Annotated in this window: 14 protein-coding genes; all 14 read left to right on the top strand. The window is 71.7% G+C overall.

Going from position 1 to position 16,126, the window contains the following annotated elements; genetic code table 11:
• The first annotated feature begins 8 nt into the window (after window positions 1-8).
• Complete coding sequence (locus FIV44_RS12570) at window positions 9-953, top strand: 1,4-dihydroxy-2-naphthoyl-CoA synthase (protein WP_141004730.1); 945 nt, start codon at window positions 9-11, stop codon at window positions 951-953.
• A 181-nt stretch (window positions 954-1,134) separates the two neighbouring features.
• Window positions 1,135-1,932, top strand: coding sequence for a TIGR04255 family protein (locus FIV44_RS12565; RefSeq protein WP_181411142.1), 798 nt, complete (start codon window positions 1,135-1,137; stop codon window positions 1,930-1,932).
• Window positions 1,933-2,078: 146 nt separating this feature from the next.
• Window positions 2,079-2,453, top strand: coding sequence for a hypothetical protein (locus tag FIV44_RS12560; protein ID WP_141004728.1), 375 nt, complete (start codon window positions 2,079-2,081; stop codon window positions 2,451-2,453).
• 25 nt (window positions 2,454-2,478) lie between these two features.
• The gene (locus tag FIV44_RS12555) at window positions 2,479-2,916 is read left to right on the top strand and encodes a hypothetical protein (RefSeq protein WP_141004727.1); all 438 of its coding nucleotides are present in this window, start codon (window positions 2,479-2,481) and stop codon (window positions 2,914-2,916) included.
• Window positions 2,917-3,245: 329 nt separating this feature from the next.
• Window positions 3,246-4,472, top strand: coding sequence for an ROK family protein (locus tag FIV44_RS12545; protein ID WP_141004725.1), 1,227 nt, complete (start codon window positions 3,246-3,248; stop codon window positions 4,470-4,472).
• Between the two features lie 88 nt (window positions 4,473-4,560).
• Window positions 4,561-5,115: a flavin reductase family protein gene (locus FIV44_RS12540; RefSeq protein ID WP_141004724.1), complete on the top strand. Its 555-nt coding sequence runs from the start codon at window positions 4,561-4,563 to the stop codon at window positions 5,113-5,115.
• Between the two features lie 145 nt (window positions 5,116-5,260).
• Window positions 5,261-6,334: an ABC transporter substrate-binding protein gene (locus FIV44_RS12535; protein WP_141004723.1), complete on the top strand. Its 1,074-nt coding sequence runs from the start codon at window positions 5,261-5,263 to the stop codon at window positions 6,332-6,334.
• On the top strand, window positions 6,334-7,185 hold the full coding sequence (locus FIV44_RS12530; RefSeq protein ID WP_141004722.1) for an ABC transporter permease: 852 nt from the start codon (window positions 6,334-6,336) through the stop codon (window positions 7,183-7,185). The genes FIV44_RS12535 and FIV44_RS12530 overlap by 1 nt, the downstream gene beginning before the upstream one ends.
• Complete coding sequence (locus tag FIV44_RS12525; protein WP_141004721.1) at window positions 7,158-7,964, top strand: ABC transporter ATP-binding protein; 807 nt, start codon at window positions 7,158-7,160, stop codon at window positions 7,962-7,964. Before FIV44_RS12530 ends, FIV44_RS12525 begins: the two co-directional genes overlap by 28 nt.
• Window positions 7,964-9,328, top strand: coding sequence for an LLM class flavin-dependent oxidoreductase (locus FIV44_RS12520; RefSeq protein WP_141004720.1), 1,365 nt, complete (start codon window positions 7,964-7,966; stop codon window positions 9,326-9,328). Before FIV44_RS12525 ends, FIV44_RS12520 begins: the two co-directional genes overlap by 1 nt.
• Window positions 9,325-10,398, top strand: coding sequence for an LLM class flavin-dependent oxidoreductase (locus tag FIV44_RS12515; RefSeq protein ID WP_141004719.1), 1,074 nt, complete (start codon window positions 9,325-9,327; stop codon window positions 10,396-10,398). The genes FIV44_RS12520 and FIV44_RS12515 overlap by 4 nt, the downstream gene beginning before the upstream one ends.
• Window positions 10,398-11,210, top strand: coding sequence for an NADPH-dependent oxidoreductase (locus tag FIV44_RS12510; RefSeq protein ID WP_141004718.1), 813 nt, complete (start codon window positions 10,398-10,400; stop codon window positions 11,208-11,210). Before FIV44_RS12515 ends, FIV44_RS12510 begins: the two co-directional genes overlap by 1 nt.
• 59 nt (window positions 11,211-11,269) lie before the next feature.
• Complete coding sequence (locus tag FIV44_RS12505) at window positions 11,270-12,319, top strand: aldo/keto reductase (RefSeq protein ID WP_141004717.1); 1,050 nt, start codon at window positions 11,270-11,272, stop codon at window positions 12,317-12,319.
• Window positions 12,316-16,110, top strand: coding sequence for an ABC transporter ATP-binding protein (locus FIV44_RS12500; protein WP_141004716.1), 3,795 nt, complete (start codon window positions 12,316-12,318; stop codon window positions 16,108-16,110). Before FIV44_RS12505 ends, FIV44_RS12500 begins: the two co-directional genes overlap by 4 nt.
• The last annotated feature ends 16 nt before the right edge of the window (window positions 16,111-16,126 follow it).

Here is a 16,126-nt window from a genome sequence, read left to right as displayed (position 1 = left end):
TTCGGCCCATGAGTGCGATCGAGGGCGTGAGCGAGACGTTCGACGCGAGCCAGTGGGACGTCATCCCCGGGTTCGAGGACCTGACCGACCTGACCTACCACCGCGCGAAGGCGCACGGCACGGTCCGGATCGCCTTCGACCGCCCCGACGTCCTCAACTCCTTCCGGCCCCACACCGTCGACGAGCTGCTGCGCACCCTCGAGCACGCGCGTACGTCGGGCGACGTCGGCTGCGTCCTGCTGACCGGCAACGGTCCGAGTCCCAAGAACGGCAAGCGGTCCTTCTGCGCCGGCGGCGACCAGCGGATCCGCGGCCGGGCCGGCTACCAGTACGAGGACGTCGCCGCCGGCGCCGGCGACACGGGCGCGGAGGAGCCGAGCCCGATCGACAAGGCGAAGCTCGCCCGCCTGCACATCCTCGAGTGCCAGCGGCTGATCCGGTTCATGCCGAAGGTCGTCATCTGCGTCGTACCCGGCTGGGCGGCCGGCGGCGGCCACAGCCTCTTCGTCACCTGCGACCTCGCCCTCGCCTCCGCCGAGCACGCCCGCTTCAAGCAGACCGACGCCGACGTCGGCTCCTTCGACGGCGGCTACGGCTCGGCGTACCTCGCCCGCCAGGTCGGACAGAAGTTCGCCCGCGAGATCTTCTTCCTCGGCCAGGAGTACTCCGCCGACGACGCCGTCCGGATGGGCGCCGCCAACCGCGCCGTCCCCCACGCCGAGCTCGAGGCCACGGCCCTCGAATGGGGCCGCCTGATCAACAGCAAGAGCCCCACCGCCCAGCGGATGCTCAAGTACTCCTTCAACCTCCTCGACGACGGTCTCGTCGGCCAGCAGCTCTTCGCCGGTGAGACCACCCGGCTGGCGTACATGACCGACGAGGCGCAGGAGGGTCGCGACCAGTTCCTGGAGAAGCGGGAGCCGGACTGGTCGCCGTTCCCCTGGTACTACTGATCGGGCGCGTTTGTGCAGGTCAGGCGAGGGTTCTGGCCGCGAAGTCCGCGTCTGGTCCGCAAAAAGTCCGTTGCTAGTCGGCAACGCCCGCACTCTTGGTCGCGCGGCTAGCATTGAAGACGCGGGGCCACGAGGACCACAGCGCCGCTTCGCCGGGAGGCACGCACCCTATGATCAAGTTGTGGCGCTCACTGTGACTTGGCCGGACTACAGCGCCGCGCCCGTCGTTGAGGTTGTGGTTGGCGTCGAGTTCGCCCCGCTTCCGAACTTCGGTGTGCTCTCCTTTGGCGCCCTCCATGAGCTCTGGAAGGCTCGCTATCCCGAGGTCGCAGAGCGAGAGGCGCTCCCACCAACGCGTCCGCTCCGACCAACTGGTGGGTTCGAGTTTCAGTTCGGTCAGGGCATACCGCCGACTCGCCTCTGGATGGCCTCGCAGGGCGGCGAGCGGCTTATCCAGATCCAACACGATCGTCTGTTGCTGAACTGGCGAAAGGTCGAGGCCGGTTCCGAGAGCGCTGTCTACCCAGGGCACGAGGCATTGATCGCCGAGTTCAGACAGCTGTTCGAGGAGTTCGCGACCAGCGCCGCCGTTGGCGGCGTCGCTCTGACGCCACTAGTGACTGAGTGGAGCTATGTGAACCGGCTGACCTCGGACCATCTGCTTGATGGTCAGGCCCTGTCGGTGTGGACGGCGCCGGACCTTCCGATCGAGACGGAGCCCCTTTTCACCAACCTCCAACATGTGCGACGTTTCCACCACGAAGGCCGGGATGGCCAAGTTGAAGTCTCTGCCGCCCCCCAGCAGATCGGCGAAATGTCGGCGGGGTTGTTGACAATCTCCGTGAAGTGCTTCCACCGACCTGATACAACTATGACTTCTGCGCTGGACAGCGCAGAAGTGGCTTGGCAGGTGGCGCGGGCAACGTTCGCCGCCACGACGACCGAATCGGCACGACAGCAATGGGGTGAAGCCCGGTGAGCCTCACGTATGCCGTTCCATCGACATCTCCCGTTGGGATCCGCCGTCCCACCCTCGTGCGCAAGAGCAGGCAGCCGCTGCCTGTTCCGGAGATGACTCTGGCCGAGCCGAGTCTCAGCACGGGTGTTCAGCGAGACCGTCTGCTGGTGCACTTCGTCGCATCGCTGCGTGACATCGTCGTATCGAGCACTGACATCGACGCAGACCTCGCGCGAGCCGAGGTCGCTTTGGAGCTCCTCGACGCTCTTCTGACGGATGATCACCCGACGCCGCAACTGTCGAGGGGGCCTAGTGGCGCTCTGACGATCGAGTGGCTCGTGGACGGCTGCGTCCTAGTGATTGACGTCGTATCGCCCTCCGACGTCCGGCTCTGGGCGGAGGACGCTGCGGGGAGCGACGTTTTTGACTACGAGTTGAACCGGAACTGGGAGCCGTCAGATGGCGCGATCCGCGAGGCGCGCGACTTTCTTGAAGCTCTTGCGAAGGGTGTTCGTCACCGGGTTCAGCTTCGGGGACTCTGAAAGCTCGAGCAAGTCGAACCTCCGCATGACGCCTGTCTCACAGCACGAACTCCTGCTTCGCAGGTACTCACCGGTCAATCCCAATCACATCACCAAAGATGAAGGCACGGGCAAGCCCGTCCTGAACTGGTCGGCCTTGGAGTTCGATGAGGATGGCTGCTCCGTGTATCGCGAGAAGCTCCTCCTTGAGGACGGACTGACCCGCGACGCCATACTCGATCCACCATACGTCGGCATCGCCACGACGATGGCGGCGGACGTCGAGCGGTATAGCGTTCAGACGGGCGCTGCGACTGTTCATCCCTTCTTCGTCCTGGCCTCGCCGCGAACGGAGCGGCCTCCGCTCCCCACGGATCGGGCCCATGCGTCGATTCGTGAGAGGGAAGGCCACGGTCTGTCGGCGCGAAAGCTCGACAAGGCGCGTCGAGGACTGGGGCGCCATGCGTTCACGGTTGTCGAGTAGGGGCAGCCACCGAGGCGCGCATGAGATCTCCCGCCGCCGCCCGCGTCCGATCCTCCGCCGTCGGCCACAGATGGCTGGCCGCGAGCGAGTGGGCGGTTGCCGAGGGGGAGCGACGGGTGCGACATGGGCCGTGCCTCCGAGACGATCGTGAACGGGTCGTACGTCGATCGCGGCTCAGCATGGGCCACCCGGGTGTCGCCGGGGTGACCGGCGCGTGTCGTGTCGCGAAAGCGGTGCCCACCACGCGCCGGGTGAGCGAGCCTCACTCGCCGACTAATCTACTGTTAGTCTCCTGAATTGGTTCAGTTAACGACGATCAGGAGTCGCTCGTGGAGACCAGGCGTACGCGGCGGGCCGATCTCCCTGCGGGTGCGCGGGGTCGGCGGTCCTCGGGCATCACGGCCGACGTGCTGCGGGTGGTGCTCGATCACGGGCCGGTGGCGCGCAGCACGGTGGCGAGGGTGGCGGGCTACTCGGCGGCGTCGCTGACCGGGGTCTCCACGCTGCTCATCGACAAGGGGCTGCTGCGGGAGGCGCCGGAGGCGGCGGGTCCGCCGGGGGTGGGCCGGCCGCATGTGCCGCTGGCCATCGACACGGAGACGACGGCGGTCGTGGGCGTGCACATCGCCGTCCACCGCTTCACCGTGGCCCTGCTCGACCTCCGCGGCCGGGTGCTGGTGGAGCACAAGCACGAGCACGCCGGCCGCGATCCCGAGGTGGTGCTCGGGCGGATCGCCGTGGAGGTCGGGCGCCTGCTGGAGGAGGCCGGGGGCCGGCGGGTGCTCGGGCTGGGGCTGGCCACCGGGGGATGGGTGGACGCGGCGGCCGGCGTCGTCGTCGAGCACCCGATGCTGGGCTGGTACGACGTCCCGGTCCGCGAGCGGCTCGCCGACGCGACCGGCCTGCCGGTGGCCGTCGACGGGCACTCCCGCGCGCTGGTGCGCGCCGAGCAGCTGTTCGGCCGGCACGTCGAGCAGGCGCGGTCGAGCATCCTCCAGCTCTTCGTCGGCAATGTGGTCGACATCGCCTTCGCGACCGCGGGAAGCGTCCAGCAGGGACCGCGCTCGGCCGCGGGCGCGGTGGCGCACCTGAAGATCGACGACAGTGCGGAGCCGTGCGAGTGCGGCAAGGTGGGCTGCTTCCAGGCGGCGGTCTCCGAGCGCACCCTGGTACGACGCGCGCTGGCCGCCCGGATCATCGACCGCCCCGTCTTCCGGGATCTCATCGGCGCGGCCGAGGGCGGTGACCCGCGTGCGGTGGCGCTGTTCGAGGAGCGGGCGGGCCTGGTCGGGCGGGCGGCCGCGCTGCTGCTCGATCTGTTCGACCCCGACCTGCTGAGCGTGGTGGAGGTGGGGGAGCGGGTGCTTCCCCGGTGCCGGGAGCTGTTGTTGGCCGAGGTCGAGTCCGGCTCGCGCGCCGGTGTCGGGGCGGGGCAGGTCGTGGCGGGCACGAGCTTCCCCGAGCACGTGCTGGCGACGGCTGGCGGTGCGGTGGTCCTGGACCGCATCTACGCCGCTCCGGTCAGCGTCCCGGGCCGGCTCTCACGCGCCTCCTGACGCTGCCGGAGCCGGTCCGCGGCCGACTTCCCTATTTTCAATCCGACGCATTGTTGCGTATAAAGTTGATCGGCTTAGTCTGATTTGCATGACGACGCCGGCGCCCGCTCCCCACGACGGCATCGCCGCCACGGCGGCGGACCTCATCCCGCGCTCCACCGGGCACTGGCCGGTCGGCCCGTCGGCCTTCCGGCGGGCCTTCCGAGGTCACCCGGCCGGGGTCGTGGTGATCACCCTCGACGCCGGCAACGGCCCGGTCGGCTTCACCGCCACCTCGCTGGCCTCGCTGTCGGCCGAGCCGCCGCTGGTCAGCTTCGGCATCAACGCCCGGTCCTCGAGCTGGCCGCACGTCCGGGACGGGCGCACGGCCGTCGTCCACTTCCTCGACGCCCGGCACCAGCCGGTCGCCGCGACCTTCGCCACCAGCGGCATCGACCGCTTCGCGGCGACCGCGTGGCGCCGGCTGGCCACCGGGGAGCCGGTGCTCGCCGAGCACGCCGGCTGGCTGCGGGTCCGGTTCCGGCACCAGATCCCGGCGGGCGACTCCCGGCTGGTGATCGCCCACGTCGAGGAGGCTCGCCTCGCCGAGGCCGTCACGACCTCGCCGCTGCTCTACCACGACGGCGCCTACCACTCCCTCTGACCACCAGGAGCGGGATGTGACCTGCGGCACATTCCTTATTTCAGGCCGACGCATTGTTGTGTTCTAACTCTAGTGACTTAATCATATTTGGAGTACGGCACCGTCCCGCACCCGCACTCCCGCTCTGTCCCCCGGAGGAGAATCGATGAAGCCCAGTCCTGTGCCCCGCGAGGGAAGCCGCCTGCGCCGCGGCGCCCTCGTCCTCCTGACCGCGCTCTCCGTCACCGCGCTGGCGGGCTGCGGCAGCGACAGCACGCCGGTGAAGGCCCTCGCCGCCGACGCCGCGCTCCCCGACGACGTCGCGGACGGCACGGTGCTCCGGCTCGGGATCCCCGACGCCGAGGTCGCGCTCGAGACGTCCGGCCTGATCGACGAGGTCGAGGGCTACCGGATCGAGTGGGCCAACATCAGCGGCGGCCCGCAGAGCCTGGAGGCCTTCCGGGCCGGCGCGCTCGACGCGAGCTCGGTGGCCGAGATCCCGCCGCTGTTCGCGACCTGGACCGACACGCCGGTCAAGATCTTCGCGGTCAGCGAGAACCCCGACCCGCTCGACAACCCGATCTACGAGCTCGGCGTGGCGCCGGGCGTCGAGGTCGGCGACCTGGCGGACCTCAAGGGCAAGAAGATCGCCTACTCGCCGGGCCAGGCCCAGGGCGCGCTGGTGCTGAAGGCCCTGCAGAAGGCCGGACTGGCCCAGGACGACGTCGAGCTGGTCGAGCTCCAGAGCGTCAACGACACCTACGTCAACGCGCTCGGCAGCAAGCAGGTCGACGTCGCCCCGCTGGGCGGCACGCTGCTGACGTCGTACCTCGCGAAGTACGGACCCGACGGCGGTACGTCGATCCGCACCGGCATCCGCGACGACGCCAGCGTGCTCTACGGCCCCGCCGAGGTCTTCGAGGACGCCGACAAGGCGGCCGCGCTCAAGGACTTCGTCCGGCTCTGGGTCAAGGCCCGGCAGTGGGTGAAGGACCACCCCGACGAGTTCGCCCAGGCCTACTACGTCGAGCACGAGGGGCTGACCCTCGAGGACGGCAAGCGGCTGCTGGCCACCTCGGCCAACCGCGACGTCATCGGCAGCTGGGACGACTTCATCGCCCGCCAGCAGGAGACGGCCGACCTGCTCTCGAGCGAGCAGGGTCACCCCGAGCTCGACGTGACGACCCTCTACGACCGTCGCTACGAGCAGGTCGTCGCCGACGCGCTGGGAGGCTCCTGATGACCGCGTCCGTGATCAGCCGGCCGACTGCCGAGCTGACGCCGGTGACCGTGCCGGACCGCCGGGTGCTGCGCCGCCGCCTCGGCCCCGGCCGCCGGATCCCCTTCGCGCTCTGGCTGGGCCCGCTGCTCCTCGTGGCGCTGTGGTTCCTCGCGTCCTGGACGGGCGTCCTCGATCCGCGCACCCTCTCCGAGCCGTGGGTGGTCGTCTCCACCGCCGGCGACCTGATCGAGAGCGGCCGGCTCCAGGAGGCGCTGCGGGTCTCCGCGGTGCGCGCGTTCGCGGGCCTCGGGCTCGGCATCGCCGTCGGCCTGGTCCTCGCGCTGGTCTCCGGTCTCAGCCGGGTGGGCGAGGCGCTCATCGACGGGCCGGTCCAGGTGAAGCGGGCGATCCCGAGCCTGGCGCTGATGCCGCTGCTGATCCTGTGGCTGGGCATCGGCGAGGAGATGAAGATCATCACCATCGCCATCGGCGTGGCGATCCCGATCTACATCCACACCCACAACGGGCTGCGCGGCATCGACGGACGGTACGTCGAGCTGGCCGAGACCGCCGACCTCAGCCGGAGCCGCTTCGTCCGGCACGTGGTCCTCCCCGGCGCCACCCCCGGCTTCCTGCTCGGTCTCCGGTTCGCGGTCACCACCTCGCTGCTGTCCCTGGTCGTCGTCGAGCAGATCAACGCGACCAGCGGCATCGGCCACCTGATCACCCTCGCGTCCAGCTACGGCCAGACCGAGATCATCGTCGTCGGCCTCGTGGTCTACGCCCTGCTGGGCCTGATCGCCGACGGCACCGTTCGACTCATCGAGAGGAAGGCGCTGTCATGGCGACGCACACTGGGCTCGAGGTGAGCCCCACGACCGGTCCCCCGACCGGTCCCCCGACCGGCCCACCGACAGCCGGAGCGGTCCGGGTGGAGCAGCTGCACCGCAGCTTCAACGAGGCCGGCGGCGTCCTCAAGGGACTCGACCTGCAGATCGCTCCCGGGCAGTTCGTGGCGCTGATCGGCAAGTCGGGCAGCGGCAAGTCGACCCTGCTGCGGGCGCTGGCGGGGCTGGACCGTGAGGTCGCGGGCACCGGGATCGTCGAGGTCCCCGACCGGGTGTCGGTCGTCTTCCAGGACTCCCGGCTGCTGCCCTGGAAGCGGGTGCTGGACAACGTCGTGCTCGGCCTCGACGGCAGGGACGCCCGGGACCGCGGCCGGCAGGCGCTGGCCGAGGTCGGCCTCGCGGGTCGCGAGCGCTCCTGGCCCCACGAGCTCTCGGGCGGGGAGCAGCAGCGGGCGGCGCTGGCGCGCTCCCTGGTGCGCGATCCGCAGCTGCTGCTCGCCGACGAGCCGTTCGGCGCGCTCGACGCCCTCACCCGGATCCGGATGCACGCGCTGCTGCACCGCCTGTGCGCCGTGCACCGTCCGGCGGTGCTGCTGGTCACCCACGACGTCGACGAGGCGATCGTGCTCGCCGACCGGGTGATCGTCCTGGTCGACGGCGTCGTCGCCACCGACCTGACCATCGACCTCGGCGACCAGCGCTCGCCGGCCGATCCCCGGTTCGCCGCGCTGAGGGCCCGGCTGCTGGCCGACCTCGGCGTCGAGGACGACACCCGCCGGGTCGTGGAGGTAGCGGTCTGATGGCCACCCGCGACCAGGTACGCCGCCAGCTACACCTCAACCTCTTCCTCCACGACACCGGCCACCACGAGGCGTCGTGGCGGCTCCCGGAGTCCGACCCGCACGCGCACCTCTCGCTCGAGGCACACCAGCACCTGGCGAGGGTCGCCGAGGCCGCCAGGTTCGACTCGCTCTTCCTCGCCGACAGCCCGGTGCTCTGGGGCGATCCCGGCCGCCGGCCGTCCGGCAAGATCGAGCCGACCGTGCTGCTGGCGGCCCTCGCCGTCTCCACCAGCCGGATCGGCCTGATCGCGACCGCCTCCACGTCGTACAACGAGCCGTTCAACCTCGCCCGCCGGCTGGCCTCCGTGGACCACCTGTCGGGCGGCCGCGCCGGCTGGAACATCGTCACGACCGCCGGCGACGCGGCGGCCCGCAACTTCGGCCTCGACGAGCAGCCCCTGCACCGCAGCCGCTACGAGCGGGCCGACGAGTTCCTGCAGGTCGCCACCCGGCTGTGGGACAGCTGGTCCGACGACGCCGTCGTCGCGGACAAGGAGGCCGGCGTCCACGCGCTGCGCGAGCGGGTGCGGTCGATCGACCACCGCGGCCGGTTCTTCAAGGTCGACGGGCCGCTCAACCTGGCCCGCTCGCCGCAGGGCTACCCGCTGCTCGTGCAGGCCGGCTCCTCCGAGGACGGCAAGGAGTTCGCGGCCCAGTGGGCGGAGGCCATCTTCACCGCGCAGCCGACGCTGGAGGAGAGCCAGCAGTTCTACGCCGACATCAAGCGCCGCGTCGCCGCGGCCGGGCGCAACCCCGAGCACGTGCTCGTCCTGCCCGGCATCGTGCCCGTGATCGGGGAGACCGAGGCGGAGGCGCGCGAGCTCGACGCGGAGCTCGACCGCCTCATCGCCCCGCAGTACGCCGTCGTCCAGCTCGCCCGCACCCTGGGCGTCGACGCCGGCCGGCTCCAGCTCGACCGGCCGCTGCCGGCCGACCTGCCCGACGAGGACGCGATCGAGGGCGCCAAGAGCCGTCGTACCCTCATCGTCGAGTGGGCCCGCCGGGAGCGGCTCACCGTCCGGGAGCTGATCGGCAAGCTGGGCGGCGGGCGCGGCCACCGCACCTTCACCGGCACGCCGGTCCAGGTCGCCGACAGCATCCAGCACTACTTCGAGAACGGCGCCGCCGACGGCTTCAACATCATGCCGGCGGTGCTGCCCTCGGGCCTCGAGGCCTTCACCCGGCACGTCGTGCCGATCCTCCAGGAGCGCGGCCTGTTCCGCACCGAGTACGCCGGCAGCACGCTGCGCGAGCACTACGGACTGCCCCGCCCCGAGAACCGCCTGGACGTCCTCGCAGTCGAGAACAGGAGACCCGCATGAGCGCCGAATTCCTCTGGTACATCCCCAACCAGGTCGACCCCGGGCACCGCGGCGACCCGACCGTCGAGGGCCACAACAGCGTGGAGACCCTGACCGCCCACGCCCGGGCCCTGGAGGAGACCGGCTGGAAGGGCGCGCTCCTCGGCACCAGCTGGGGCCGACCCGACACCTTCACGGTCGCCACCGCGCTCGCGGCCCGGACCACCACCTTCGAGCCGCTCATCGCGATCCGGCCCGGCTACTGGCGTCCCGCCCACCTCGCCTCCGCGGCCGCGACGCTCGACCACCTGACGGGTGGCCGGGTGCGGATCAACATCGTCTCCGGGCAGGACCAGCTCGAGGCGTACGGCGACGCCGAGGGCGACCAGGCGCACCGCTACGCCCGCACCAGGGAGTTCCTGCAGATCGTCCGGCGGCTGTGGACCGAGGAGTCGGTCACCTTCGCCGGCGAGCACTTCTCGGTCACCGACTCCACGGCGCTCCCGCGGATCCGGCCGCGCGGCGAGCGGCGGCACCCGAAGCTCTACTTCGGTGGCGCCTCGGCCGCCGCCGAGCGGGTGGCCGCCACCGAGGCCGACGTCCAGCTCTTCTGGGGCGAGCCGCTGGACGGCGTACGCGAGCGGATCGAACGGCTCCGCGGGCTCAGCGCCGACCTCGGCCGCGAGCACGCGCCGCTGGAGTTCGGGCTGCGGATCACGACCTTCGTCCGCGACACCACCGAGCAGGCCTGGGCCGACGCCGAGGCGAAGGTCGCCGAGCTGGCCGAGCGGCAGAACACCCGGCCGCCGCGCCGGCAGACGGCGGTCGGCCAGCAGCGGCTGCTCGACCTGCACGCGCGCGGCGAGGTGCTCGACGACAACCTCTACACGACGCCCGGGAGGTTCGGCGGCGGTGGCGCCGGCACCACCTGGCTGGTCGGCTCGGCCGAGGACGTCGCGAAGTCGCTGCGGAAGTACCAGGACCTGGGCATCACCCACTTCGTGCTCTCGGACACGCCCTACCTGCCGGAGATCCGGCGCCAGGGCGAGCAGCTGCTGCCCCTGCTGCGGGACGGCGCCGAGGCCGCCTGATGACGATCGCCTTCCGGTACGCCGACCCGGTCGCCGAGCTCGCGCTGGGCGATCTCGCGCCGGGCAACGACGTCCTCGCCACCCAGCTCGCCCATCGCTCGGTGCGGCGGTTCACCGACCGCGACGTCACCGAGGCGGAGCTGACCGCCCTGGTCGCCGCGGCCCAGTCGGCGCCGACGTCGTCGAACCTGCAGGCGTGGAGCGTCGTCGCGGTGCGCGATCCCGCCCGCCGGGCACGCCTCGCCGCGCTCGCCGGCGGCCAGGGGTTCATCGAGCAGGCGCCGCTGTTCCTGGTGTGGGTCGCCGACCTCGGCCGGGCCCGCCGGCTCGGCGCCCGCTCCGGCGTCGACCTGGCGGCGACGGAGTACGTCGAGACCACGCTCATCGGCTTCATCGACGCCGCGCTCGCCGCGCAGAACGCCGTGGTCGCGGCCGAGTCGCTCGGCCTGGGCACGGTCTTCGTCGGCGCGATCCGCAACCGTCCGCTGGACGTGGCCGCCGAGCTCGGGCTCCCCGACCACACCGTCGCCGCCTTCGGCCTCGCGGTGGGCGCCCCCGACCCGGCCGAGAACGCCGGGATCAAGCCCCGGCTGCCGCAGTCGGCCGTCGTCCACCGCGAGCAGTACGACGCGCCGGCCGCCGACGCCGCCATCCCCGCGTACGACGAGCGGCTGGCGGCGTACAACGAACGGCACGGGCTGCCCGGCGACTGGAGCAGCCGGGTCCTCGCCCGGCTGGCCGGGACCTCGTCGATGGCCGGGCGCCACACCCTCCGGGACGCGCTGGCCGAGCGCGGCCTGCCCTCCCGCTGATCACCCACCCACGAAGAAGCCCCGAAGAACCCCGAAGAACCACGGAGAAAGGCAGCACCATGACCATCGAGGTCTCCTCCTACCGCCTGCTGGGCCGGACCGGCCTGCGGGTCAGCCCGCTCACCCTGGGCGCCATGATGTTCGGCGCCTACGGCAACCCCGACCACGACGACTCGATCCGGATCATCCACACCGCCCTGGACGCGGGGATCAACATCATCGACACCGCGGACGTCTACTCCCGGGGCGAGTCGGAGGAGATCGTCGGCAAGGCGCTGGTCGGCCGGCGCGACGACGTCGTCCTCGCCACCAAGTTCCACGGCTCGATGTCCGACACCGACCCCAACCAGCAGGGCAACTCGCGCCGTTGGATCATCCGCGAGGTCGAGAGCTCGCTGCGCCGCCTGAAGACCGACCACATCGACCTCTACCAGGTCCACCGGCCGCGCCCCGAGACCGACATCGACGACACCCTCTCCGCGCTCTCGGACCTGGTGCACCAGGGCAAGATCCGCTACTTCGGCACCACCACCTTCCTGCCCTCGCAGATCGTGGAGGCGCAGTGGACCGCCGAGCGCCGCAACCGGGAGCGACCGGTCACCGACCAGTCGCCGTACTCCCTGCTGGTGCGGCACAACGAGCGCGACCTGTTCCCGACGCTGCAGCGCCACGGGCTCGGCCAGCTGCCGTGGAGCCCGCTCGCCGGCGGCTGGCTGTCCGGCCGGCACCGCCCGGGCTCGCAGGTGGTCTCGAGCCGGGCGAAGCGGCAGCCGGCCCGCCACGACGCCACGCTCCCGGAGAACGCCCGGAAGCTGGAGAAGGTCCAGCAGCTGCAGGCGCTCGCCGACGACGCCGGCATCTCGCTGATCCACCTGGCGCTGGCGTTCGTGCTGGAGCACCCCGTGGTCAGCTCCGCGATCATCGGCCCGCGCACCCTGGAGCAGCTCGAGTCCCAGCTCGACGTCGGCAAGGTCTCGCTCGCCCCGGACATCCTCGACCGGATCGACGAGATCGTGCCGCCCGGCACGACGGTCAACGAGGCGGACCGGGGCTACCAGCCCCCGGCTCTCGCGGACGCGTCCCAGCGCCGCCGCTCGAACGCCCGGTGAGCGGCGGGGCCGGTCCCGAGCGGGGCACCCTCCGCCAGCTCGCGCCGCTGCTCGGACGCGCCAACCTCCGGCGGATCCGGCTGGCGATCGTCCTCGCCGTCCTCGGTCAGCTCGCGCTCGCGGCGATCCCGCTGATCCAGCAGGTGATCGTCGACGACAGCATCGTCGCCCACGAGCGACCGCTCGCGCCATGGATCGCGCTGCTCGTCGTCACCGGCGTCGTCTGCTTCGTCCTGCAGTACCTGCGCCGCTCGGTCGGCTTCAAGGCGGCCGCGCGCAGTCAGCGCGACCTCCAGCGTCTCGTCCACCACCACCTGCAGCACCTCGACCCGACGGGCCGCGACCGGTTCCGCACCGGCGACGTGATGTCCCGGGCGACCAGCGACCTGACGTTGATCCAGATGTTCCTGCAGCAGCTCGGCATCGCCTGGGGCAACCTGACCCTGCTCGTCGCCGCGCTGGCGGCGATGGTGTGGCTCTCGCCGGTGCTGTCGCTGGTGATGGTCGTCAGCGTCCCGCTGTTCCTGTGGGTGGCGGTCCGGTTCCGCGCGAGGACCTTCCCGGCCAGCTTCACCGACGCGCTGCAGAAGGCCTCGGTCGCGGGCATCGTCGAGGAGGCGGTGACCGGCGTCCGCGTCGTCAAGGCGTTCGGCCAGGAGGCCCAGGAGCAGGAGGCCCTCAACGGCGCGGCCCGCCTGCTGTTCCAGTCGCGGCTGCGGGCGGCCCGGATCACGGCGGCCTTCTCGGCGACGCTCGACGCCTTCCCCGGCCTGACCCAGGTCGGCGTGCTCGCGCTCGGCGGCTGGCTGGTGATGCAGGGCCAGCTCACGCTCGGTGTGTTCCTGGCCTTCTCCAGCTACGTCGTCCAACTGGTCACCCCGGTGCGCTTCCTCTCCAGCATCCTCACCACGAGCCAGCAGGCCCGCGCGAGCACCGCCCGCCTGGTCGACCTGCTCGCGGCGACCTCGGCCGTGCGGGATCGCGCCGACGCCGTACCGCTGGTGGCGCCGGTAGGGCGTGTCGAGCTGGACCACGTCGACTTCGGGTACGCCGGCGGCGAGCCGGTGCTGCGCGACGTGTCGCTGCGCATCGAGCCGGGGGAGAGCGTCGCGATCGTCGGTGCCTCCGGCTCGGGCAAGTCGACCCTCGCGCTCCTGCTCGCCCGCTTCCACGACCCCACGTCGGGCGTGCTGCGGATCGACGGCCGCGACGTGAGGGGCTACACCGTCGCATCGGTGCGGGACGCCGTCGGGCTGGTGTTCGAGGAGGGCTTCCTGTTCTCGACCACGATCCGCGACAACATCGCCTTCGGCCGGCCGGCCGCCAGCGACGACGAGGTGGAGCACGCCGCGATCGCCGCGCATGCCCACGGCTTCGTCGCGGGCATGCCCGACGGCTACGACACCGTCGTCGGGGAGCGTGGGTACACGCTCTCCGGCGGGCAGCGGCAGCGGATCGCCCTGGCCCGCGCGGCGCTCGCCAACCCACGGGTGCTCGTGCTCGACGACGCCACCTCGGCCATCGACGCGCGGACCGAGCACGCGATCCACGCGTCCTTCACGGAGGTGCTCGCCGACCGGACCACGATCCTCATCGCCAAGCGCGCCAGCACGCTGCGGCTCGCCGACCGGGTGATCGTGCTGGACGAGGGGCGCATCGTCGACCAGGGCACGGTGCCGGAGCTGCAGGAGCGTTCGGCGCTCTTCCGGGAGCTGCTCACCGGCCCGGAGGCCGAGGCCGACGACCTGTCCGTGATGGCGGTGACGGTGCCGGTGACCGCGGTCGACGCGGCGGCCTGGCCGGCGGAGGCCGACCGGACCGGCGCGCTCAAGGTGAGCGCCTTCGCCGCCGACGCCGTCGCGCGCAGCACGGGCGGCGGGGGAGGCGGGGGCAGCTTCGCCGACTCCAGCCGGCTCGGCAGCCTCGCCACCGCGTCCCCCGAGCTGCTCGCGGCCGTGGCCGCGCTGCCGCCGCTGTCGGGCGAGCCCGACGTCGACATCGCCCGGCAGACCGCCCCGCACGACGACTTCTCGATCCGCGAGGTGTTCCGGCCGTTCCACCGCCCGCTGCTGTTCGGCGCGCTGCTCGTCGCGATCGACGCGCTCACCGGGCTCTCCGGGCCGACCCTGATCCGCTTCGGCGTCGACCACGGCGTGCTCCGCGACGCGGTCGGCGTACTCCTGGCGGTCGTGGCGGGCCTGCTCGTGCTGCAGCTCGCCACCTGGGCCAACCAGCGGTTCATGACCTCCTTCACGCAGCGCACCGCCGAGCGGATGCTCTTCGGCCTGCGGGTGCGCACCTTCGCCCATCTCCAGCGGCTCTCGCTCGACTACTACGAGCGGCACCAGGCCGGGAAGATCATGACCCGGATGACCTCCGACGTGGAGGCCTTCGCCCAGCTGCTCCAGCAGGGCCTGGTCACCGCGCTGGTCAGCCTGCTCACCTGCGGCGGCATCGCGATCGTGCTGGCGGCCTTCAACCCGCTGCTGGCGCTGGCCGTGGCCGTGGTCCTCGTCCCGTTGGCGGTCACGACCGTGCTGTTCAGCCGGGCGTCGAGCCGGTCCTACCGGATCGCGCGCGAGCGGATCTCGGTCCTGTACGCCGACATGCAGGAGAGCCTCTCCGGCATCGCGGTCAGCCAGGCGCACAACCAGCAGCCGGCCAACGAGGCCCGGTTCGCGCGGCTGGCGCAGGACTACTGCTCGGCCCGTGAGCGCTCCTTCGAGCTGCAGGCCCGGTTCTTCCCGTTCCTCGACCTGCTCTCCACCACCGCCAAGGCGATCGCTCTCGCGGTCGGCGCCGGCATGTACGCCGACGGCGCACTGAGCTCGGGCATCCTGATCGCCTTCCTGCTCTACCTCGACCAGTTCTTCGCGCCGATCCGGCAGCTGTCGACGGTGTTCGACCAGTGGCTGCAGGCGCAGGTCGCCACCACGCAGCTGAGGGAGCTGCTGCAGACGCCCTCGGCGACGCCGCAGTCCGCTGACCCGGTCGTCCCGGGCCGGCTGCGCGGCGAGATCGGCCTCGACCACGTGACCTTCGCCTACGGCAGCACCGGCGCCGTGGTCGCCATGGACGACGTCAGCCTGACCATCCCCCCGGGACAGGTGGTCGCGCTGGTCGGCACCACCGGCGCGGGGAAGTCGACGCTGATGAAGCTGGTCGCCCGGTTCTACGACGCCACCGCCGGGACCGTCCGCATCGACGGCGTACCACTGCGCGAGCTGGACCTGCCGTCGTACCGCCACCAGCTGGGGTTCGTCCCCCAGGAGCCGTTCCTGTTCTCGGGCACGATCCGGTCCAATATCGCCTACGGACGCCCCGGGGCGAGCGACCTCGAGGTGGAGCGGGCGGCCCGGCAGGTGGGTGCGCACGACTTCATCGCCGCGCTGCCCCTCGGCTACCACACGCCGGTCAGCGAGCAGGGCAGATCGCTGTCGGCCGGCGAGCGGCAGCTGCTCAGCCTCGCGCGCGCCCTCCTCGTCGATCCGGCGATCCTGCTGCTCGACGAGGCCACCGCCAACCTCGACCTCGCCACCGAGGCCCGGGTGCAGCGCGCGATGGGCCTGGTCGCGAGCGGGCGGACGACCATCCTGATCGCGCACCGGATCCACACCGCCCAGGCCGCTCACCGGATCCTCGTGGTCGACAACGGCGTGATCGTCGAGGACGGGTCGCACCGGGAGCTGCTGGGTCTCGGCGGCCGCTACGCCGCGCTGTGGGCGGCGGTCGCCCGGGACGTCACGCCCGCCGCGCCGCGGCGGACCGGCGTAGCCTCGACGCTCGGGTGAGCGCCGGGAGGCCGTA

Source organism: Nocardioides humi (genome assembly GCF_006494775.1).
Lineage (GTDB): Bacteria > Actinomycetota > Actinomycetes > Propionibacteriales > Nocardioidaceae > Nocardioides > Nocardioides humi.
This window is presented reverse-complemented; position numbering and strand designations above follow the sequence as displayed.